This window comes from Bacillus sp. SH5-2, assembly GCF_008368905.1.
GTDB lineage: Bacteria > Bacillota > Bacilli > Bacillales > Bacillaceae_G > Bacillus_A > Bacillus_A luti.
In genome coordinates this window covers 29755-51403 of sequence record NZ_QOSD01000038.1, presented here as the reverse complement: position 1 = coordinate 51403, position 21649 = coordinate 29755, and the positions used below count along the sequence as shown (strand labels likewise).

Annotated in this window: 17 protein-coding genes and 4 pseudogenes; 5 read left to right on the top strand and 16 right to left on the bottom strand. The window is 33.1% G+C overall.

Annotated features, from left to right (window positions below; translation table 11 throughout):
* Nucleotides 1-11 precede the first annotated feature (11 nt).
* From DN410_RS26680 to DN410_RS26670, 3 genes are all read right to left on the bottom strand, one after another.
* Nucleotides 12-878: a sigma-70 family RNA polymerase sigma factor gene (locus DN410_RS26680; RefSeq protein WP_149178713.1), complete on the bottom strand. Its 867-nt coding sequence runs from the start codon at nt 876-878 to the stop codon at nt 12-14.
* Complete coding sequence (locus DN410_RS26675; protein WP_149178712.1) at nt 856-2166, bottom strand: phytoene desaturase family protein; 1311 nt, start codon at nt 2164-2166, stop codon at nt 856-858. The genes DN410_RS26680 and DN410_RS26675 overlap by 23 nt, the downstream gene beginning before the upstream one ends.
* Nucleotides 2167-2260: 94 nt before the next feature.
* Nucleotides 2261-2566: a luciferase domain-containing protein gene (locus DN410_RS26670; RefSeq protein WP_149178711.1), complete on the bottom strand. Its 306-nt coding sequence runs from the start codon at nt 2564-2566 to the stop codon at nt 2261-2263.
* Nucleotides 2567-2769: 203 nt separating this feature from the next.
* Between DN410_RS26670 and DN410_RS26665 the strand changes: the two are divergent.
* From DN410_RS26665 to DN410_RS28220, 3 genes and pseudogenes are all read left to right on the top strand, one after another.
* Nucleotides 2770-4158 (top strand): annotated as a pseudogene (locus tag DN410_RS26665) (HD domain-containing protein).
* A 178-nt stretch (nt 4159-4336) separates the two neighbouring features.
* Entirely contained in the window at nt 4337-4969 is a 633-nt protein-coding gene (locus tag DN410_RS26660) for a cupin domain-containing protein (RefSeq protein WP_149178710.1), read from the top strand.
* Nucleotides 4970-5118: 149 nt separating this feature from the next.
* Nucleotides 5119-5286: a hypothetical protein gene (locus DN410_RS28220; protein WP_218947491.1), complete on the top strand. Its 168-nt coding sequence runs from the start codon at nt 5119-5121 to the stop codon at nt 5284-5286.
* 541 nt (nt 5287-5827) lie between these two features.
* Here the strand turns inward: DN410_RS28220 and DN410_RS26655 are convergent.
* The gene (locus DN410_RS26655; RefSeq protein WP_149178709.1) at nt 5828-6991 is read right to left on the bottom strand and encodes an exosporium glycoprotein BclB-related protein; all 1164 of its coding nucleotides are present in this window, start codon (nt 6989-6991) and stop codon (nt 5828-5830) included.
* 518 nt (nt 6992-7509) lie between these two features.
* Nucleotides 7510-8067 (bottom strand): helix-turn-helix domain-containing protein, encoded by a 558-nt coding sequence (locus DN410_RS26650; RefSeq protein ID WP_149178708.1) that lies wholly within the window; start codon nt 8065-8067, stop codon nt 7510-7512.
* A gap of 114 nt (nt 8068-8181) precedes the next feature.
* Between DN410_RS26650 and DN410_RS26645 the strand changes: the two genes are divergently transcribed.
* Complete coding sequence (locus DN410_RS26645) at nt 8182-8766, top strand: LysE family transporter (RefSeq protein WP_149178707.1); 585 nt, start codon at nt 8182-8184, stop codon at nt 8764-8766.
* Nucleotides 8767-9015: 249 nt separating this feature from the next.
* On the opposite strand, the gene DN410_RS26640 is transcribed toward DN410_RS26645, so the two are convergent.
* Nucleotides 9016-9753 (bottom strand): N-acetylmuramoyl-L-alanine amidase, encoded by a 738-nt coding sequence (locus DN410_RS26640; RefSeq protein ID WP_149178706.1) that lies wholly within the window; start codon nt 9751-9753, stop codon nt 9016-9018.
* A gap of 330 nt (nt 9754-10083) precedes the next feature.
* On the opposite strand from DN410_RS26640, the pseudogene DN410_RS26630 reads away from it, so the two are divergent.
* Nucleotides 10084-10325, top strand: a pseudogene (locus tag DN410_RS26630) (hypothetical protein).
* 714 nt (nt 10326-11039) lie between these two features.
* Here DN410_RS26630 and DN410_RS26625 read toward each other — a convergent pair.
* The 10 genes and pseudogenes from DN410_RS26625 to DN410_RS28940 form a co-directional block, all read right to left on the bottom strand.
* Entirely contained in the window at nt 11040-12836 is a 1797-nt protein-coding gene (locus tag DN410_RS26625) for an ABC transporter ATP-binding protein (protein WP_149178705.1), read from the bottom strand.
* Entirely contained in the window at nt 12829-14583 is a 1755-nt protein-coding gene (locus DN410_RS26620; RefSeq protein ID WP_149178704.1) for an ABC transporter ATP-binding protein, read from the bottom strand. Before DN410_RS26620 ends, DN410_RS26625 begins: the two co-directional genes overlap by 8 nt.
* Nucleotides 14584-14804: 221 nt before the next feature.
* Nucleotides 14805-15401 (bottom strand): DUF1349 domain-containing protein, encoded by a 597-nt coding sequence (locus DN410_RS26615; protein ID WP_149178703.1) that lies wholly within the window; start codon nt 15399-15401, stop codon nt 14805-14807.
* 33 nt (nt 15402-15434) lie between these two features.
* A complete protein-coding gene (locus tag DN410_RS26610) occupies nt 15435-16319 on the bottom strand; it encodes a GNAT family N-acetyltransferase (protein WP_149178702.1) in 885 nt (294 codons plus the stop codon).
* Between the two features lie 271 nt (nt 16320-16590).
* A pseudogene (locus tag DN410_RS26605) lies at nt 16591-16905 on the bottom strand (3-alpha domain-containing protein); the annotation flags it as partial.
* Nucleotides 16906-17015: 110 nt separating this feature from the next.
* On the bottom strand, nt 17016-17279 hold the full coding sequence (locus DN410_RS26600; protein ID WP_149178716.1) for a hypothetical protein: 264 nt from the start codon (nt 17277-17279) through the stop codon (nt 17016-17018).
* 53 nt (nt 17280-17332) lie between these two features.
* Entirely contained in the window at nt 17333-18457 is a 1125-nt protein-coding gene (locus DN410_RS26595) for a C45 family autoproteolytic acyltransferase/hydrolase (RefSeq protein ID WP_149178701.1), read from the bottom strand.
* 166 nt (nt 18458-18623) lie between these two features.
* A complete protein-coding gene (locus tag DN410_RS26590) occupies nt 18624-19667 on the bottom strand; it encodes an aspartate-semialdehyde dehydrogenase (protein ID WP_149178700.1) in 1044 nt (347 codons plus the stop codon).
* A 400-nt stretch (nt 19668-20067) separates the two neighbouring features.
* On the bottom strand, nt 20068-21423 hold the full coding sequence (locus DN410_RS26580) for an RNA-guided endonuclease TnpB family protein (RefSeq protein WP_149178715.1): 1356 nt from the start codon (nt 21421-21423) through the stop codon (nt 20068-20070).
* Between the two features lie 36 nt (nt 21424-21459).
* Nucleotides 21460-21579 (bottom strand): annotated as a pseudogene (locus tag DN410_RS28940) (IS200/IS605 family transposase); the annotation flags it as partial.
* Nucleotides 21580-21649: the final 70 nt, after the last annotated feature.

Genomic DNA, 21649 nt, shown 5'->3' with positions numbered 1-21649 from the left:
GAAATGCGTCTTTATTTTATATTTAAATGCATAAGTTTTTCAGGATTAACCATCATATAAATGTTTGAAATTTTCTCATCCTCAAATGCAAATGAAAGTACATAAGTCACTTTATTATTTATTGAAACTATAACTCCTGGTGCACCATTTACCTTTTTGAATTCAACTGTATACTCTTCTGTCAATCGTTTTGCAATTCCAAAGAGCAAACGTATAATTTTATCCGCAGAATAAATCGGATTAATAGCCGTTGTAACTTTACCGCCACCATCTGATTTGAATATCGCATCTGTTTTTAATACTTCTAACATACCTTGTGCATCTCCACATTGTAAGGATGATACAAACTTTTCAACATAAGCAGCCATTTTCTTTGTGCTTAATTGTGATTCCTTCGGTTTCTCCAAAATGCTTTTTCGTGCACGTTGAAAGATCTTTCTGCAATTCACACTACTCTTATCAACAATCGAAGCGATTTCTTCGTAGTCATAACCGAAAACCTCTCTTAATATGAAAACAATCCTCTCAACCTCAGACAATTGTTGTAAAAGTAATAAATATGCTGTAGAAATTGATTCTTTCATTACAAAGGACTCTGATGGGTCATCACTCTCTTCCACAAATGGCTCTGGTAGCCACATTCCGACATAAACGTTACGTTTATGTGCCGCTGAACGTAATTTATCAATTGAGCGATTGGTTACCATCTTACATAAATATGCTTTCATATTTTCTATAGATTGAACATCCTCCATATTATTAAACGATATAAATACATCATGGACGATATCCTCAGCATCCATAACACTCCCAAGGATTCTGTATGCTAACGAAAATAATAATGATTGATACGTTTCATATAATTGTTCCGTTTCCATGATAAACTGCCCCACTTTCGGATTGCTTTAAAATGTGTAAGGCTGCACGTTTTCCGCTTGCTACCGCAGCATCAGCTAATATTTCATCATGCCCTGCCCAATCTCCTGCGACGTAAACACCTGGCATTTCAGGTATATTAGGGCCCGGTTTTTCAACACGGTCAATATGAGGAAAATCATGTACTACCGTTATTTTCGGTAAATATTGCCTTGCAACAACTTCCCTTTTCCAATTTGGATGTAACAATTCCATCGTATTTTCTAACTGTTCTTTATCTTCATAAATATGATTCAGCTTTAACACAGGATTATGATACTTAATTAAACTCACTGCAATTGATCCATCCTCACTTAATTTAGCTGCTCTTGATTGATTCGTAAAAAATATAGGTTGATCTAATCCCAATGCAAAATGATGCAAAGGATTCGGCAATTGTTTTAAACCAATATCTAACGCTGCCACAGTCACTGGTATAGATTGTTCACTCCATTTTTGCAAACTTGTTCCTTCTGCACCTTTTATCATTTTACAAGCCTCTTTCGGTGGAGTTGTTACAATGACTGCACCTGCTTCAAATACTTCATCATCAAAACAGTATATTCTTTGTTTCCCTTCACAATGCTCTATTTTCAAAACATGCTTTTTAGCTAGAAATTGCACACCATTCGTATTCGCTATATCCCTTAAATTTGTTATTATCGTCTCCCAACCCCCATCTACATAAAGTACTCCTTCTTTCATAGAAAGCTGTATTTGCTTTAGTACTGAAGATGCTAATTGTATTGTTGGAGCAAACGTATATGTTGTTGTTCGGCATAATGCATAAAATATATTTCGAACCATTGGATCTTTTATTTCATTTTCTGCCCATGTAGTTAGACTCATTTTCGGAATTTTTCCTACATCTAAATTTCCTAACCGAATCATAAGACGAGAGAACTGGACTTTTGCAGACCACGAAAGTAACGGGGTTGATAAAATTGAGCGAAAATCTGTTGGGATGGTGAATATATCCTCTTTCCATATTCCATGTGCTTTTGTAGATGGTATTCCACCCGGTAGATTCATACTGAGCTCATTAAAAGTTAAAAATGCTGCTCCTCCTCTATATAAAGCATGTGCACCAAGATTCATACAAATGCCATTTCTATTTATAGTCATCCCTCGACCACCTAAGTGACTGGACTTTTCTAATACAATCACTTTTCTTCCAGCTTTCGCTAAATATATAGATGCTGTTAATCCAGCAAGCCCACCACCAACAATTGCTACATCAAAATTTTTCATAATAAAATCCCTCCTTATCCGTTCTACATACAAGACGAACGATTAAGGAGGGATGTGACATGAAAATATATTTTTACTTATCTATTTTATTTCATTATTTTTTTATTCTGTCATATTGCATACGAAATAACTCAATTGCAAATGGAATATCCTCTTCACTCTTTATATAATAACTTATCCATCCTGATTCAGGTAATACGTGATGTGGTTTCACCAATCCTTGTTTCACTAATTCGTCCCGCTTTAACTTTGGAAATGGTAAATCAACTAACTTATCTCCATGCAGATGACCGAGTTCTTTCTTACCATAATTTATTTCAATACCACCAAATCGATGCGGTTTTTCAGAAACACCCGCCCAGCTGAGCACTTCATTTCTAATCATTTCACTAAATGACATGAACATTCACCCCTTATAAATGATTGATGTAATTTTAAATTAACATTTTCATTACTTTTTTCCATCAATCCAAAGTATGAACGGGAATACGAATATAGTTTAATCTCAATACCTTTATTTTTTCATAATTAAAATAATTTCAAAGGGTATTTATTCTATTATATAGAATTATTATTAAAAATAATTTTAAGGGATGGATATATATGAGTGAGGTATTATTACAAAAGGCAAATTATCTACAATTTGATGAATTAAAACTTTTGAAAAAAGCTATACAATTTGCAGAGCAAGCGCATGATGGGCAATATCGTCAAACTGGAGAACCATATATTATTCATCCTTTCGCAATTGCAGAAATACTACTAAATTATAAAGCTGACATTACAACATTGATTGCTGCTTTATTACACGATGTTGTAGAAGATACCGAATATTCTCTAGAAGAAATTGAATCACATTTTGGTGCGACTGTTCGATATATTGTAAATGGATTAACAAAAGGAAAAAAACAACAAGATCAAAACAAAGTATTATACGAAGCAATTAATTTAAAAAAATTACTATTATCCTCTCAACATGATATACGTGTTGGCATTATTAAAGTTATAGATCGCCTTCACAATATAAAAACATTGAATGTTAAAAAACCCGCGAAACAAGTAGCATATGCGAATGAAACATTAACACTTTTTGCGCCACTTGCAAAGCGACTAGGATTATATACAATCCAGTATGAATTAGAAAATCTTGCTTTTCAATATTTACATAAAGAAAGATATAACAAGGTACTTGAATTTTTAACGGGATATGTGCCACATCTTCAAAAAAATATAACTGATTTGAGAAAAGGAATTCATTCTTGTTATGAAACTAACCTTTCATTTGAAATAAGCTATGAGTTCCCTCCAATTTATACTGCTTACTCACAACTACAAGAAGTACAAAACGTATCAAGTATTTCACAAATTTGTATTACAACTACAAGTGTACTAGATTGCTATAAAATTCTTGGAATAATACATCAATTATACAAACCAACTATCAACTATTTCGAAGACAACATAGCACTTGAAAATAGCCATTTTAATAGCAATTTAAAAACTAAAATCAATATGAATGATACTGAACAAACAATTATCATTTAAACACAATTAGCAAAAACATTAAAAAACAATGGTATTTTTTCTTTATTGAATAATAGAATTGTAGATGTTCAAGCAATATCTTATAAAATAATGAATGATACAATTGTGAATAATAATTTATTAAATACAGATCCAATCGCTTTCCACAATTTAGTATCGTATGAACTATTTGAAAATACCATTACGGCTTATACTTCAGATTTACAACCCGTTTATTTACCAGATGGTGCTACAATTATTGATTTTTCTTTCTCTGCATTTCCAAAAATTGCACATAACATGAAAAAAGCAATAGTAAATGGAATACCCGTTCCACTTAAAACAAAGGTATCTCATTTTGACGTCATAGATATTTATTTTGGTTTAAAACAAAACTTGGAATTAGATTGGCTAAATTACGCCAATACCGCTAAAGCACAATTAATTATCCAGCAAAAACTATCTTAAATAACAGACCAATACCTCTATAAAAAGTATTGGTCTGTTATTCAAAATACGAAATACTACCCATATTCTTTATGGAATAGGCAAATTTATTATGATACCAACAACAGCACATAACAAACACTAGACACATATCCTAATTTTGTAACCTAACTTACCTACAGAAAGGCGGGTAATACAAATGACTTCTAATATCGACTATACTTCCCCCTCAACCAGTTTCACTCATGATTTAAATAAAAGTAATTTTTTTAAAAAAGATGCCCAAAATTATATAAACGTACTTGGCATGAAACAATTAAATACTTTAGAAAACACTTCTTTATTAGATATTTATTTAAGTACAGGTAATGTTGTAGAACCACATATTCATCAAAATGCAGCTGAACTTGTTTACTGTATTTCAGGATCCGCTGTTGTTTCTTTACTTAATCCATTTACGAATCAAATATTAAACTTACCAATTCAACCAGGGCAAGTTGCTAATATTCCACAAGCGTGGTGGCATTATGAAATTGCTTCAGCAGATAATACTCATTTATTAGCTATTTTCGACGCCCCAACGCCAGAAGTTATTTTCGGTTCTGATATTTTAAGATTAACTCCTGCTAATATGATGGCTCATACGTATTGTCTCAATGAACAACAATGGAAACAAGCAGTATCTCCTATTCAATCCACTACTGTAATTGGTCCTCCGGTAAACTGCAATCAAAATCGTGAAATAAAAAACCAGCCAACTCAGCCCCCTATTCAACAACATAATCTATATTATCAAGATACTTATTACTTCCCTCCTTACTGGGGTTATTAATAAATATCACTTTAATAGAATCATCATTTATCTCTTCGGAAAATACTGAGGAGATATTTTATTGTACCTTCTCTTCCTATTCTTTATCGTAACAATTAATAGTGTACATACATATAATAGTTATATAATTAATTGGAGGTGATAGTACTATGAGTAATTATAACTATCGAAAAAACTACTCTCATAATAAAAATAGTAGCTCGTCAGCATCCTCTCAGTCTTCGAATTCTCAATCTTCCAATTCTCAATCGCAAAAAGATTTAGCCGAGCAAGGCTATGTAAAGAAAAAAGGATGTAACTGTAATAAAAATAAGTAAAACATTTCAAAAACACCATATTCAGCCATAAAAATTAATACTTTTTTTATAAAATGTACCTATAGGATAGACACTAAAAAGTCTATTCTATAGGATATTTCTTGTATAATGAGAGAAAATTGAAGTCGTAGAAAGTTCAAAATGATAATTTTTTTACAAAAAGAAATATTCAAATTCTATCAAATAACCCATACATAAAATCTGTAAGTCAGAAAGGTATGTAAAGAAGATGACTCCTACTGGATACAAAAATCATCTTCTTGCTGTTGCCTAACTTTTTTCAAAATGTCCTTTACAAATGATACAGATTATTACTAGTATTCCTTTTTGAAATTTTTTAAAAGTTCAAGCTAGCACGCTAAGAATATAATTATCTATACTAGTATACAAATTGTATAAATGCTAGAACTATATCCTAAAATTATAACCGTATCTAAATACACCTAATTCCATTAGGTGCTCAAGTACAATTATTTAACAGAAAAGGCGCAATCATTAAGATTACGCCTTTTTTTCTTAATATAGTAACATTCTCTTGTACCTAAAGAATAGTTACCCCTGCACTCGCATAACCAGCTACAGCAGCTACTGCCGTTAATCCTGCGCCAGTAATAGAGTAAACCATTAACAAACGTGTCTGTGGAGTTACTGGTATCGATAATCCAGTTGTGATACCATTGGTAATCGTACCAAGGGTAGCAACACCTGTTAGAGCAGGTGCTAGCGTTACTGAAGCACCTGGTATCGCTGTGAAGATATTATTAGGTGTTGTAGACTCATATAACTGCGCCGTAACGGTAACGGTTCCACCTACAATTGTAGCCGCCGTTACACTCAAATATGCCGCAATAGAGGTAATTGTCCCAGCACGTGGTGCCGAAAAAGCCATATTAAGAAGTGTTCCAGCTGCACCTGTTAAATCAATTGTTGAACCAAGTGCAAATACAGTAGGCGCTGAATTTCCAAATCCGATAACCTCAATCGTACCAGCTGCACCACCTGCAACCGTCGTTAATGCAACAGGTACCCCCGAAGCAAACGGAATAATAGCTCCTCCGCCAGTCGCTCCTGTCAAGCCTGTTGCACCAGTTATCCCCGTCGCTCCTGTTGCACCAGTTGCTCCTGTTGCTCCTGTTGCTCCTGTTGCTCCTGTTGCTCCTGTTGCACCAGTTGCTCCTGTGTCTCCTGTTGCTCCTGTTGCTCCTGTTGCTCCCGTTGTTCCTGTTGCTCCTGTTGCTCCTGTTGCTCCTGGCGGAATTGGAGTAAGACTAATTAGTAGCGTTAATAGATCAAATAAAAATCGGAAAGTTGATGGTGCAAAACAAGTCTTTATAGAGAAGAAGTAATCTGCAAGAGCGCTATAAAATTGTTGTAATAGTACAATCAATTGCGCCGTGTTTGGATTAATAGGTGTTAATACAGCTAAAATACCTTCAACTAATTCTTTCAAAAAATCTACTTCTGTAGTAGGTAGTAGTGAATTTAGTAAAATTAATAATCGATTAAACAAATTGACTAGTGCCGCTTTATTTGTAGCATTTGGGGTCGTCAAAAATGCTGGTATAGCTGTGCTTAAAGCAACTAGTATACTCTCTAATTCAATTAATTGTGAATTGCTAGGACAAACTGTCTTCGGTTCACAACAACCACCTGTAACAATAATTTGATCACAGTCTTTGTCATCAAAACAATCATTATGTTTCATATTTTCCTCCTTATTTAAATAATTTCCGAGTCCCTTGCTATTCTAAGAGCTATTGAATACATTGTTATATATTATTAACTTTGATTTATTATTTCCTCTTAGAAAGGAAAGTGCTACTAATAATTAAACACTAAAAATGCTGTTTTAATTATCTTCACGACTCTACTATAAATTATATGTCCCTATAATCTTATTGCTTAGATTATATACCTAAACTAAATGACCTATTTTAATTTTCCACGTTTAACACCTTAAATTTATCTTCAAAATTCTTCAAGTTATAAATGTAATAGCTAATTTCTTCACTTCCCACTAAGTATTCCTCCCGCCATTGAATTTTTATAATTAGCTTGACTTTCATAAAAACAGAGAGAAATAATCAATATCTTTACTAACTACTTCCAAATCAAAATAATATCCATATATATAAATATAAAAGAAAATCCTTTCCGTTCCTCATCTGATTATCTTTTAAAAACAAAAAACTACCTTACTAGAGGCAGTTTTTTCATTAAAAATTAAGAATTCGGATAATAAATAATCATGCTCAATCTTGTTAAGCCTTCTCCTGAATTGTAATAAATATGTGGTCGATCTGCTCGAAATCTAATGGAATCACCACTTCTCAAATTATATTTACATTCATTTACTTCAATAGTTAACTCGCCATCAAACACTATAATAAATTCTTCTGTTCCTTCTTTATGCGCTTCAGAACTTAACTTTCCTTCCGTTTCAATTTCAACAGTATAGATTTCAAAATGTCTATCATCTTGGAAAGGAAAAGATGGATAAACTTTATATTTCCCATTGTCTTCAGCTAATACTTGAACATCTTTTCGTAAAACAACTTTCGTATCTGGTTTTGGATTATTTATTAAAGAAGTAAAGGAGATCTTAAGTCCATTAGCGATTTTCCAAATTGTTGTAATCGTCGGACTTGATTCTCCTCTTTCAATTTGTCCAATCATCGTTTTACTTACACCAGTTAATTGTGAAACCTTTTCTAAACTTAATTTTTCTTTCTCTCGAATTGTTTTTAAATTTTTCGCCAGAATAAGTTGAATTTCTTCCATAAAAACACCTCTACACTATATACAATATAACGACCGTTATGTATAATAAAAAGCACACGTTATATTGTTCTTTTCGGTCATTATAACATACTATTTTATCAGGAGGGTTTTGAAATGCCTATATTTTCTTTTTTATTATTTGTTTTTATAAGTAGCTTCACACCCGGTCCTAACAATTTTTTAGCTATGACATATGCCAATCAACATGGTTTAAAGAGGAGCATACAATTTTGCATTGGCGTAGCTCTCGGTTTTTTCATCCTCACTTTCTTATGCAGTTTCTTTAATGTTGTACTCATTAATATACTACCCATAATCGAATTGCCTTTAAAAATTTTAGGTGTAGCGTACATGCTATATTTAGCTTTTAAAATACTTACTAGTAAAGGCAATACAGAGCCCACTGAAAAAAATAATACAAACTTATTTACAGTGGGGGTTTCCCTTCAATTTGTTAATCCTAAAGGGATATTATTCGGACTGACTGTAGTATCGACTTTTATACTCCCTTATTACCAATCTTATTTAAGCTACGTTTTCTTTTCTTTATTTCTAGGTTTAGTCGGTTTAATGAGTACGTTTAGTTGGAGCCTATTCGGTTCAATGTTTCAAAAAATATTATTAAAACATAATCGATTATTTAACATCATTATGGCTATTTTATTAGTTTTCAGTGCATTTTCAATTGTAGTAAATTAAATTCAAATGCTATATTTCTTTTCTTATTAAAGATATTTTTCACCAATAAAGTTGAGATTCTCAATGTATTTTCCACTTACGGGCAGTCTACCACTTAACCTAACTCCTTTGCATTCACCTAATTTTAAGATAGGCATCTTACTGCCCAGCAAATAGCGGGATAAAATTAGAAAAAGAGGATTACTAAAAACAAGTAGTCCTCTTTTTCGATCTATCGATATTTAACTCTGCCACTAAACCAAAATCTTTTTATTTAACTTCATACCACCAACCTTTACGATCAAGGTAGTCCGTCATTCCACTAAGTTGGGCATCTGAAGTTGGTTCAGAAATAAAATACGTTAAACCATCAGATTGTAAGATGAAATTAGCTGTCATTTTTAAGGACGTTAATGCCCCCATAACATCAGGCGTTTCATATGGTGAAAAAGCTCCTGATTGGATGATATTTTTTTTTGATGGTGGAGTTGCTCCACCTGATTGTCCAGTTAATGCGTATACAATTGAATTTGCAATCTTATCTGGATTCCATTTTGCCATATCTGCTTCATTATCTATAAATCCAAGTTCAATTAAGATTGCAGGTGCTTTCGTATTCGCTAACACATAAAGATCTTTTCGTTCCTTCGCACCACGGTTTGACCAACCAATATCTTTTGAAAGTTGCGCCGCTACTTTTGCTGCTAACGCCTGCTGGTCATAATAAAGCACTTCAACACCATTAGCATTCGTATCATACGAGTTTAAGTGAAATGAAATGACTAAATCTACATCGTGCGAGTTCGTTTTTGCTACAATGTTACTTAAATTTTGTGCTTGTGTTGTTCCTACCTCATCAGTATCATCATAAACTGTATGTCCCAATGCTCTTAATTTATTTACAACTGCATCCTTAACTTGTCGATCCATAATGTGCTCTTTCCGATTCCCATAATTTGCACCCTGTACTATACTATTGTGGCCTCCATGTAAACTATATCTAGCCATTGTTCTACATCCCCTTTTTTATTACTATATTCAAAGCTCGTCTTATTGTCCGACCAAATATTCAATATAGTTACAACAAACAATAAATAGGGCGCTAATCAGTTTGAAAATTTTTTAATTCTAAATTATCTATCCTCTAAAACAAAGAACCCCCAAAATAAAAACCACAACTGCTATTTTAAGTTGTGGTTTTTATTTTGAAAAAGTCCATAGTTTACTAACCTCTTTTGTACTTATTTTTCGATTTATCCTGCCACTTATCACCTTTTCACAATACTCATTTGTAAATTTCCTTATTATAATAAGGTACTGTTCTTTATGAGGATTATAATGGCTGTTAAATATAAATTTTTCATTCTCATTGTTATAACATTTTTTCTTTCTTTTCTTTAATAAAAGATTTCCGTAACACTTCAAAAAGTTTCTTTTGGGGAAGTTTTGTAATTCTGACCAGCTTCATATTACTATTAACACAAGCTTTAGAGTTAACGCATATTCTTCTTTATTCAACCAAAATAGCTCTTGAAATTGTTACAATACCACGTAAATTATTTCTTCCATTTATGACTTAATTTCTATTTCGTTTCTATTTACGTAACATGTATAGAGATGGATATCTATTTTCTAATTATCGTTGCAATTTTAAAAATGAAACGTTAATGAGTGAAAGTTTTATTCCTCCCCCACTCATTGTTTCTCCTTAAATAATAGAATACAGCCTTTTCAATTCATTCCTTCGCGTTCTGTAATAAAATATGCAATATTTCATATTTTATTATCTCAATATTACTTTATTAACTTTCAATTAATAAAAACTCATTCTTATCATGCGGTAAATCAACATTTACAATTTAACCCCATATTTTATTTTACTAATTTTATTTTTAAACATTATATTCGAATAATTATATTGGAATTTCCTGTTCTATACATCCACATATATTTTGTGTATTATGTAGCAGAAGGGTAATTAAAAGACTTACTCTTTGCTATTGAGGGAAGAGCCTGAGAGCCATATCAGGCTCTTCTTTGTGTATATGCCATGTCAAATAATGATTTGATAACACAAACAAAATACTACTTCCTTAAATCCGACTCATTATTTACATCCAATTCTTTCATTGTTAATTCCTCTTCGTAATTTAAAAAACTCCATTTTGTTACATTTCTATTTTCATACAAAATTCATTCATTTGAACTGAGCTACGTTACATATAATGAATGTGCAAAAATATTAAAAATGCGATTTCTCCTTTCCAGAGAAACCGCACCATATGAATTTTTCATTAAATTTTAAACTGACTTATATATAAATCGAAATAAAACCCTCGATCCTCCATAAGAGATTCATGATCTCCTCGCTCTAAAATACTTCCATCTTTTATTACAAGGATTTGATCTGCCTTTTCAATTGTTTTGAGTCGATGAGCGATTACAAAACTTGTTCGACCACTCATTAAATTGTTTAGCCCTGCTTGAATTTGTAATTCTGTTCTCGTATCAATATTTGATGTCGCTTCATCAAGAATTAAAATATCTGCATCCGCTAAAATTGCACGTGCAATCGCAAGAAGTTGTTTCTGTCCTTGACTTAAATTCGATCCTTCTGAGGCAATTTCTGTTTCATATTGATTCGGTAAATGTTTAATAAAAGAATGTGCTGATGCTGCTTTCGCTGCATTGATTACTTCTTCATCACTAGCATTTAATCGGCCATAACGGATATTATCCATAATCGATCCAGCAAATAAATACGTATCCTGTAAAACTACTCCTATTTTACTTCGTAAAGAATTAATGTCATAATCCTTTATATCTTTTCCATCAATTTGAATTTGACCTTGCTGTATATCATAAAAACGAGTTAACAAATTAATGATTGTTGTTTTTCCCGATCCAGTCGGACCTACTAAAGCGATTGTCTCCCCTGGCCGCGCTTGAAGGCTCACTTCTTTTAAAATCATTTTATTTTCCTCATACCCAAATGAAACATTCTCAAGTTCGACATGCCCCTGTAAATTTTGTACAACAAATGCATCTTTTTTATTTTGAATTTCTGGTACTTCATCCATAATTTCAAAAACACGTTCCCCACCAGCAACTGCTGCTTGAATTGTATTCATTAAAGTTGCAAATTGACTTAATGGTCTTGAGAATTGACGCGAATAATTAATAAAAGCCGCAATGACACCTACTGTTGTCATTCCGTTTAAAACCATAACTGACCCAGTTCCAATTACAAGCCCCATTCCTAAATTATTAATAAAGTTCATACTCGGAAAAATAAAGGCTGAAAATGTATCCGCCTTCGTAGCTGAAATTCTTAGCTGTTCATTAATTTTATTGAAATTTTGTACGGTTTCTTTTTCTTTCCCATATAACGTTGTAACATCCGCACCTGTTATAGATTCCTCAATAAATCCATTTAATTCCCCTAAATCTTTTTGACGCTTCGCAAAATTTTTACCACTATAGGCGACTAGTTTTTTTGTAACAATAAACATAATAGGTACTGTAATTAAAGTTACAATTGCTAAAATCCAATCTAATGCAAACATCGCAATCGTCACACCAATAAAAGTTAACGCTGATGAAATAATTTGCACAACGCTTTGTGTCAACGCTTGATTCAAATTGTCTATATCATTTGTCACACGGCTCATTAAATCACCTTGAGAACGTACATCAAAGAACCGTAAAGAAAGCGTTTGGATCTTCTCAAAAATATCTTGACGTATTTTTTGAATAGTTTTTAGTGCAACGTTAATCATGACGTATGTTTGTAACCATGTTAAAAACACCGTTATACCGTAAATTGCTATAAGTAGCATACACATTCTTGCTGTACCACTTAAATCTTTCGGTACAATATATTGATCTATAATTACACCCATAAAATAAGGACCTAATAACCCAAGTAGCGTCGTAACAACTACTAGAAATATAACGAACATAAGCGCTGCCTTTTGATACCCCATATAGTTCCATACCCGCATTACTGTTCCTTTAGTATTTTTCGCTTTTCCCATCTTCGGTGCGTTACGTCCACCTTTATTTGCAAATTGCCCTTGAAAATTACGCATGTTCTTTCCCACCTTCTTTATCTAAGTTGCCACCTTGGGAAAGATAGATTTCCTGATATACTTCACATTGTTCTAACAGTTGTTCATGGGTACCATCACCAACTAATTCACCATTATCTAGTACGAGAATTTTATCAGCATCTATTATAGATGAGATTTTAGAAGCAATTAATAATGTCGTAGTTCCTTTATATTCTGTTCTTAATGCTGATTGAATTTTGGATTCTGACCTAGCATCAACCGCTGATGTAGAATCATCTAATATAAGAATCGATGGTTTTCTTACAAGTGCTCTTGCAATAGATACGCGTTGTTTTTGTCCACCTGATAAATTTGTCGCACCTTGTGTTAAATTATATTGATAAGATTCTTCCAGCTTGTTGATAAACTCCGTCGCACAAGCTGATGAAGCTGCTATTTCCAGTTCATCATATGTGGCATCTTCTTTACCATAACGTAAATTCCCTTCTATACTGCCTGAAAATAACAATGCCTTTTGGGGTACAAAACCAATTGAAGCACGCAATTTTTGTAAATCGTATGATTTAACATTTATTCCATCTATACATATTTCACCATGATCAACATCATAAAGACGTGGTAATAGTTTAGCTAAAGTAGATTTCCCACTACCTGTTGATCCAATAATCCCTACTTTTTCCCCTGTTCGTATACTAAATGAAATATCTTTTAAAACATATTCATTATTTTTCGTGTAACTATAACTAACATTTTTAAAGTCAACATTCCCCTCGATTTCCACAGGAACAAATGCTTTTGTATCACTCATAATATCAACTTCCGTATTTAAAACTTGCTGTACACGGTCTGCAGATGGAAAAGCTCGAGCAATTTGAATAAATACCATACTAATAGACATAAGTGACATTAAAATAATATTCAAGTAGTTAATAAATGCCAAAATCGCTCCCACTTGGAGAGTTCCATTAAATACTTTTTCTCCACCAATCCATAATGTCGCAACAATCCCACCACTTACAACTAGCATAATGATTGGCATCATTATGGAAATAAGCTGTACAGCTCGAATATTTATCTTCGTTAAATTTGTATTAACATTTCCAAACTGACCAATTTCATATTTTTGTCTTACATACGCTTTTATAACACGGACACCAGATAAGTTTTCTTGTAACTTTGTATTCACTTTATCTAATGCTTCTTGTACTTTTTTAAACGTTCCGCTTGCTTTACTTGCAATTAATATAATCGCCAGTAATAAAATCGGAACGACTACAAGTAATATAGGAAATAACTCTCGAGCTGTTACAAAAACGATAATTATACTTCCTATAAATAACAACGGGCCACGAACAAGAACACGTAATGTCATCGTCATCGCCGATTGAATTGAAGTAATATCATTTGTCACAATCGTTAATAATTTTCCTGTTCCAAATGAATCACGATTATTGCTAGAAAAAGTTTCTATTTTCGCAAAAACATCTTTTCGTATGTCTGTTGCAAAATTAACAGCTGCTTTTGTAGAATACATCATACACCCAAGTCCTCCAACTAAACCGAGCGCCGCTGCTCCTATCATAAGAAGCCCCATTTTTATTACATAATTTAAATCCCGATTTGCAATCCCAACATCAATAATATGTTGCATAATAGTCGGTTGAATTAAGTCCATCGCAACCTCAAGTACCATAAATAGCGGTCCAATAATAGCGAAGAACATGTATGGTTTTAAATACTGTAATAGCTTACGAAATGATTTCATACATAATCTCCTTTTCCCATGAAATTACCACTGAATAATCTTTATCCCTCCTTATTTAAGCGCTATAGTTTGTAATTTCTTCATTACTTTTATTATATTATGTAAATTAATATTTAACATTATTAAATGATAAGCATTAATGACTTTTCGGTCAATAAATGTGCTTTGTATTATATAAATATAAAAACCGCATTCTTAATGAAAAGAATACGGTTTTTCATCTATATTTTTTCAGTTGTAAAATCTAGAAACTCAGTCTCAAATCCATTATTTTTAGAAGGACTACACGTGTAAAAACCTATTTTAACAGGCTCATTCCCTATATCCTCCATCAAATGAGCGATTCTTATTTGTTCCCATTGGTGGATCTTCTTCACATATATTGTATAATCACCACGTTTTCGAACAATTCGAAAACGAAGTTGCTCGTTAGCTAATTCTGTTGGAAAGTCTTGTGTGGACCAATCGGAATATCCATTATTCGTTACAACAGCTCCTAAATGAGATGGACCATCTGGAATATATTCTAATGAAGTTTTCAACCAACACTTTTCTGAAATCATAACAAAAAGACCAGCTTGATCGAATTTTGAATTTGGATTCATACGCAATTGAACTTCAGCTTGAAAGTCTGTCATCGTCTCAGTATAAAATACATGACCATTCATTACTTCGAATCCATAATGTGTTTTAAGCCAAAAATCAGTTTCGGCTTTCGAGCGGACAATAAGCGCATGATTGTTATTAAGCTTATAATATTCAGGTACATTCATTATAGTAAGTTGCTCGATATGTTCTGGTATATGTGATATTTTCATAGTTCCTCCATAATAAAGCATCTATATGCACATTTAAAATTCTATTAATACTGGGAATTTATAACCTTTCAAATCCAACTCTCTATTACTTCGAACCATTAAATACTTACTTGGTTGTAATTCTGTAAACTGTACATCCTCAACCCCTAATTGATCTGGAGAGAAGTAAAATTGAATTTCTGTAAATCTTTCAGCAATTTCCCCACATATTTCATCTAAAACTGGAATTACTGGTGCAAACACTCCATATAATTTCAACTTTTCATTATTTGCTTCATACACAATTAGAGCATCTAGTTTCTCTGAATAATACAATTTTTCATTCCATTCGGAATCATACATATTCAAATAAAACGAAGGACGGAAGTTTAATGTTGAAAAATTATTTGAAAGTCTTTGACTACTATCTATAGTTTCATGTATTAACTTTCTATCCTCTTCCATATAATAATCTAGCTCTCTAAGTGAGGATTCATTATTATTCTTTTTATCATATTGAATAGTCATCAAATATTCCTGCACAACTTTAAAACCAAATGATGTATATAGTTCAGGTTTTTCCGTAAACAATAATGTACATTCACATGTCTTATCGATTTCTTCTATCATTTTACTCATTAATTGTGTCATGAGTCCTTGTCCACGAAAATTAGGGTGTGTCATTACCGATTGAATGCCCGCTGCATTTATTCTTTCACCATTTACTAGCAATGGCAGCGAGAATGCCGCAACATTTGCAATCGCTTTATTTTCATATAAAAATGATAAAGCTTTGTATGTATCATCCCAATAACCACTCTCTGAAAAATCATTCAATGTTTGAATTGTAATTCCAAACACTTCTTCAAATAAAGGAAATAACTGCTCTCTTTTCGGTTCTTCTAAAAGAAGTTTTTCAAAATTTTCAACATTCCCCATGTTGTCCCTCCATACGTTAATTCCATCAAATTAGATATAGTTGTAGAACCTGCTCTTAAAGTAATAGGTCTTACCAATCAATATACTATCATAAAATATAAAAAAAGAGTCTAATTAATTTTATGTTTGGACTATTCCAAAATAAGCCGAATAAAACAATATTAAGATTTTTGAATATTAATAAGTTTATTATATAAAAATAGTGCTTTCTAATTCGTTTTTACTAATAGAAATGCACCATTTATAAATAAAATTTTTTTATTTTTTCCTTCTAGCCTTTCCTTCGCTTTTCAAATGTATTTTGCCAACTAGTAGAAAGCGCATGTACTTCTAAGATTCTTTTTAACCCTTCCATATTTTGTTTTTCTTTATGCATATACGATTAGCAAATGCTAATGTTACACCTTTCGGATTCGACCGACTTCAGTAACTTTAATGTATCAACAGGTGATACCTATCTATCTTTTAATACGCGAAAATAAAACCCTGTATATCCTGTTTCTTGAGAATATAATGGTAACTTTGGAGTATTGTATTTCTTAGCTAATTTAAAACAAGGTTGTCTTGTCTGCGTTACTTGTACAATTTTTACAAAGCTAAACGAACAAAAGAGATTATCCTATTGAACCGTTTCACAACGATTTAGTAGAATAATCTCTTTTCAAAGCAAAGTAAAACATTATATATTTTAAGATTTCAATGTACCTTTTTAGATATCGGAATATACTTCGTAAAATATACCGCTACTAGCAATAAAACAATTGAAATTAACCAAATAAAAACCCCACCAAAGTTTAACCAATATGCAAGTAAATTTAAGATTGCTAGTGTAAAGAAACAAATTAAAGTTAATGCACTCTTCAATCCTTTTATTTCTGCTTTTTTTCTTTTTTGATACGCAATATACATGGAAACGGCTAAAAAAATAATAAAAACAATCGTTAACAAAATTTTTAGTATCGGTAATCCCTCCAGTATAAATCCCCCTCTCTAACTCTACCATATTATCCCATTTATCCTTTTGGAATCAATTTATTATTCTCTTCTCTCCAAAAATCAGTATAAGTTTTATTTTCAAAGTTCACATTCACCTCAGAAAAAGGAAGACTCCCTCCAACCTCCAACGAGTACCAGTCATTTAAAAGTGGAGACCCGAAACAAATATTCATTGTGCATTCATGCAAATCAAATAATACGGAATGTAAAGTCCCAAACCATTCTTCATAATTATGTACTGTCAGCCCAGTAGGATACTCTCTTTCTACTAATCCTTTTAAAGACTCTATACTCACTTGTTCATTTCGGTTTAAATGTTCATACAATGTGTGATATCGGTTTGTAGATTGTTCTAATCTTCTACTATTCAATTTTTGAATAGGTAAACTGATTGCATGGTTTGTTGATACGATAAAATCTTGGCTTTCCTCAACAATTGTGATTATTGATTTATATCCATCAAATATTTCAATACGTACTGCATCTAAAGGATCGGCTACTATTAGATTAATATTACTAGCAATCGGCATTTCTTCTATTAGTGACTTAGCCTCCTGCACATTTTTGCATTTCTCCAATAATACTCTAATGACCGCAAAACATTGTAAACCACTTACTACTGGCTTTCGTAGACCTTCAATATTTCCTACTGGTTGACCACATGCTGAAAATGTAACAGCTAATCCATGCTCATTAACCCCTTCCGTTCGGCCGAAATATTGAGTAGAAAAGCCACTATGTGCATATGCACCTTCAACATGAGTCGAACAAAAGCGCATATCATCTATTACTGGTGACAAATCATAGTTTCTTAATACATAAGTATGCTTTAAATCTGTCTTTTTAGGTAAAACGGCACAATGGCTACAACCTGCTTTTAATAGTGTTTGATAATAATACATCATATTTTCAGATGGAATTTTTAATACTTCACAAAATCCTTCAATCTCTTCATTAATTCCTGGACAATATTTATGTAATATATTCCTAGATTCTGTCCAATGGTGATGCAATATTAAATTTTCTTTCTGTATAAATTGCGGAATGAGATAAGGATGTTGTTTTACAAATCCCCCTTGTCGCTTACCGATTTCATAATGACTTCCTTTGAGTGATGAAAAATACCCCTTTACTTGATACATCTAATTCTCCCTTATTGAATTCATCCATATCGTACCAAATAAACTTTATAAATTCTTGATGTTTTTTACTGTCTTTCAAATCAAATGCGGCTGGGATAAAGTAAACAATTATAAAAATAAAAACTAGGAAACTGTAATCTTTAACAGTTCCCTAGTTTCCTTAATACTAAATGATTCCCTCTTCCACCAAAGCTTCTGCGATTTGAACTGAATTCCAAGCTGCACCTTTTAATAAATTATCTGAAACAATCCAAAGATGGAATCCGTTTGGCGTATCAAGATCTTTTCTAATTCTCCCGACAAATGTCTCTATTTTCCCTTCTGCATATAATGGCATTGGATACAACTGTTCACTAGGATTATCTTGTAAAATAACACCTGGTGCATTTTGCAATACTTCTTTAATTTCCGCTACAGTTGCTTCTTTTTCAAGTTCAATATAAACCGATTCTGAATGTCCTGATACAACTGGAACCCGGACACAAGTAGCTGCCATTTTTAGGTTGGAGTCTTCTAAAATTTTCTTCGTCTCTTGAATCATCTTTACTTCTTCAAAGGTGAAATCATTATCTGTGAATATATCTACTTGAGGCAGTACATTAAACGCAATTGGGTAATGTTTCTTATCTTTTTTCGCTGGTAATATGGTACTCTCCATCTCCTCACCTGCAAGCATAGACTTAGCCTGTTCTTTTAATTCATGAATCGCATGAATGCCAGAACCTGATACAGCTTGGTATGTGGAAACGATAATTCGTTCCAAGCCGAATACTTTTCGAAGTGGTTGGAGCGCTGTTACCATCTGCAATGCTGAACAATTCGGCACCGCTATAATACCTTTATGCTCCTTTAAAGTGTGCGTATTTACTTCTGGAACAACGAGTGGTACATCGTGCGCCATTCGGTACTCACTCGTGTTATCAATTACGATTGCACCACTTGAGACTGCGTGATTAACAAATTGTCTAGATACCTCTCCCCCGGCACTAAAAAAAGCAATATCTACACCTATAAAGCTATCTGTTTTTGCTTCTTTTACGACTATCTCCCGCCCTTTAAATTGTATCGCCTTACCAGCAGAGCGTTTTGACGAAAGCAACGTAACTTCACCTATATTAAACTTTCTTTCTTTTTCTAACAGCTCAATGATTTTCTGTCCAACCGCTCCTGTAGCCCCAACTACAGCTATATGATAGCCCTTTTCACTCATTTTTTCTCCTCCAATATTAAATGAATAAATATTTCTATAATTTTATTTTATAAAGAATTTAATCATTTGGAAAATTGAAATACATGATATAATCATTCACAAATCATGATAGTCAACTACCCCCACTGAGATAAAGCCTTTCAGTGGGGGCTTGAGTTAGAACACTAGGTCTTTTCGGTCTATCGCTAGACAGTTTGACGCTCTAGCATTCATGCCACCTTATGGTAACACCCCAAGTATGTTTTTGGTTGGTACTGGCAACGAACGATTGTTTTCCCACTTGCACCACCCTTCCGAAAAAGAGCAATTCTTCCTTATGGAAGAAGCCACCACTCAGATGAATCCGGCGTGTGCTACAAGCCCCGACAAGTCGAGTACACATGGATGGTTGACGCACCCACTAAGCTATGCGCAAAGCAACAGCCTTACGTTTTTGCACTTCTAATAGAATCGGCGTTTTTACCTTGAGATTGTCATCTAATTCTACAACTTTTGATTTTTCCAATGTATTCAACGCACCATTCATATCCGCATGGATACATGTTCCTGCTTTACTTTGATACAGACCACGCGTGATCCGTTTGCCACTAAAGCGATACTGCGTCCTATCGTCCTTAGACCAAACTGGAACCGGATCTTTATCCAGAAAACTAGCTTTTGAAGTATAGCTTTCTTCTTGTTTTAAAAAGCGGATGCCCTCTTTTATACATTTATTCTCAATTGCTGCAATCAGTTTATGGAATGGGATTTGAACAAATGTTTGATTACTCTTTTTCCCCATATCAGATTTTTGTTTCCAACCCGTGTTATACCCTACAACAATCGTATCTATATCGAATTCTTTCACTTTTTTGAACAACAAGCCTATCGTTTGTGAAATATAACCATTTATTTTTCGTTCTCGTTTATGCCAAAGTGCAGCCATTTTATTGGTTACAACTCGTTTAGAAAGCCCGTTTTCCATATTTTTCAGCCCTAGATTACGTATCATTTTGTTGAAGTACTGGTTAATTGATTTTAGTTTTTTTCCATCAATTAAAAAGGCATCACCTGTATTCGTTGCGCAACTTACTAATCTATCTACACCTAAATCGCAACTCAAAGCGTTACTAGTAGTCGTGGATGGTTTCTTCATTTGAGAAACGTGCATTTCATATGTGTAATGCACCTCAAAGAACCGACCTTTTTGCTTCGGTACAATCTCAATGTAGGAGATTTTTTTATTTCTTACATTTTTAGGCATACGTATTTGAATGGAACCGAATTTTTTCCTGAATGCAACATTCATCGGAATGATCCAATATCCGTTCTCATCCACTTTTGGCACTTGATAGATTTCAATAATTCGTTTGTCAGTGGAACGAGAATAATTTGGAAACTTCGGACGACCTGTGAACTTCTCAGGATGTTTCTTCCACTGTTCCAACGCTTTAAAAAAGCTTTTCACTTCTGTAAATAAGGCTCTACGAATGGCTTGAACAGAGTTTGATTGAACACCCCAGTAGTTCGTATCAGCCTGCATGGCATTGTCCACTTCTTTTACAGTAGCCATTTTATTATGGGTCAAATAACTTTGTTTAATGGTGTACAATCCAACATTTCGCAACGCTTTGGAACTATGCGACATGCGCTGAAGTAAACGAAATTCTTTAGCTGTGAGACAAGCTCGTCCGATATTCTGTTTCTGCGTGAATCGTTGCATGGTTTCTTTTTTCTTTTGTTTCCGTAATACTTTCACTGCTTTCTTTCTAGCCATTGTTTTCACCACCTTTCTCAGAGAGTTCATTACAATTATTTCTTTCCTAAGATCGTGTTTTTTCTTAGGAAAGAAATATTTTTGTAACTGTTAATTACTTTTGACAAATCAATATTTAGAACGGAACAAAATGTAAACATGGTCTTCATCGTAATTCCTTTTGGTTCAAGTAGCCAAATGATTATCATTATTCAATTTCGTTGTCCTACGATATATCCCCTCCTTA

What these genes read in the sequence shown, in the direction of transcription:
- DN410_RS26680 (WP_149178713.1), bottom strand. Translation starts at nt 878, where the DNA reads ATGGAAACGGAACAATTATATGAAACGTATCAATCATTATTATTTTCG.
- DN410_RS26675 (WP_149178712.1), bottom strand. Translation starts at nt 2,166, where the DNA reads ATGAAAAATTTTGATGTAGCAATTGTTGGTGGTGGGCTTGCTGGATTA.
- DN410_RS26670 (WP_149178711.1), bottom strand. Translation starts at nt 2,566, where the DNA reads ATGTCATTTAGTGAAATGATTAGAAATGAAGTGCTCAGCTGGGCGGGT.
- DN410_RS26660 (WP_149178710.1), top strand. Translation starts at nt 4,337, where the DNA reads ATGACTTCTAATATCGACTATACTTCCCCCTCAACCAGTTTCACTCAT.
- DN410_RS28220 (WP_218947491.1), top strand. Translation starts at nt 5,119, where the DNA reads ATGAGTAATTATAACTATCGAAAAAACTACTCTCATAATAAAAATAGT.
- DN410_RS26655 (WP_149178709.1), bottom strand. Translation starts at nt 6,991, where the DNA reads ATGAAACATAATGATTGTTTTGATGACAAAGACTGTGATCAAATTATT.
- DN410_RS26650 (WP_149178708.1), bottom strand. Translation starts at nt 8,067, where the DNA reads ATGGAAGAAATTCAACTTATTCTGGCGAAAAATTTAAAAACAATTCGA.
- DN410_RS26645 (WP_149178707.1), top strand. Translation starts at nt 8,182, where the DNA reads ATGCCTATATTTTCTTTTTTATTATTTGTTTTTATAAGTAGCTTCACA.
- DN410_RS26640 (WP_149178706.1), bottom strand. Translation starts at nt 9,753, where the DNA reads ATGGCTAGATATAGTTTACATGGAGGCCACAATAGTATAGTACAGGGT.
- DN410_RS26625 (WP_149178705.1), bottom strand. Translation starts at nt 12,836, where the DNA reads ATGCGTAATTTTCAAGGGCAATTTGCAAATAAAGGTGGACGTAACGCA.
- DN410_RS26620 (WP_149178704.1), bottom strand. Translation starts at nt 14,583, where the DNA reads ATGAAATCATTTCGTAAGCTATTACAGTATTTAAAACCATACATGTTC.
- DN410_RS26615 (WP_149178703.1), bottom strand. Translation starts at nt 15,401, where the DNA reads ATGAAAATATCACATATACCAGAACATATCGAGCAACTTACTATAATG.
- DN410_RS26610 (WP_149178702.1), bottom strand. Translation starts at nt 16,319, where the DNA reads ATGGGGAATGTTGAAAATTTTGAAAAACTTCTTTTAGAAGAACCGAAA.
- DN410_RS26595 (WP_149178701.1), bottom strand. Translation starts at nt 18,457, where the DNA reads ATGTATCAAGTAAAGGGGTATTTTTCATCACTCAAAGGAAGTCATTAT.
- DN410_RS26590 (WP_149178700.1), bottom strand. Translation starts at nt 19,667, where the DNA reads ATGAGTGAAAAGGGCTATCATATAGCTGTAGTTGGGGCTACAGGAGCG.
- DN410_RS26580 (WP_149178715.1), bottom strand. Translation starts at nt 21,423, where the DNA reads ATGGCTAGAAAGAAAGCAGTGAAAGTATTACGGAAACAAAAGAAAAAA.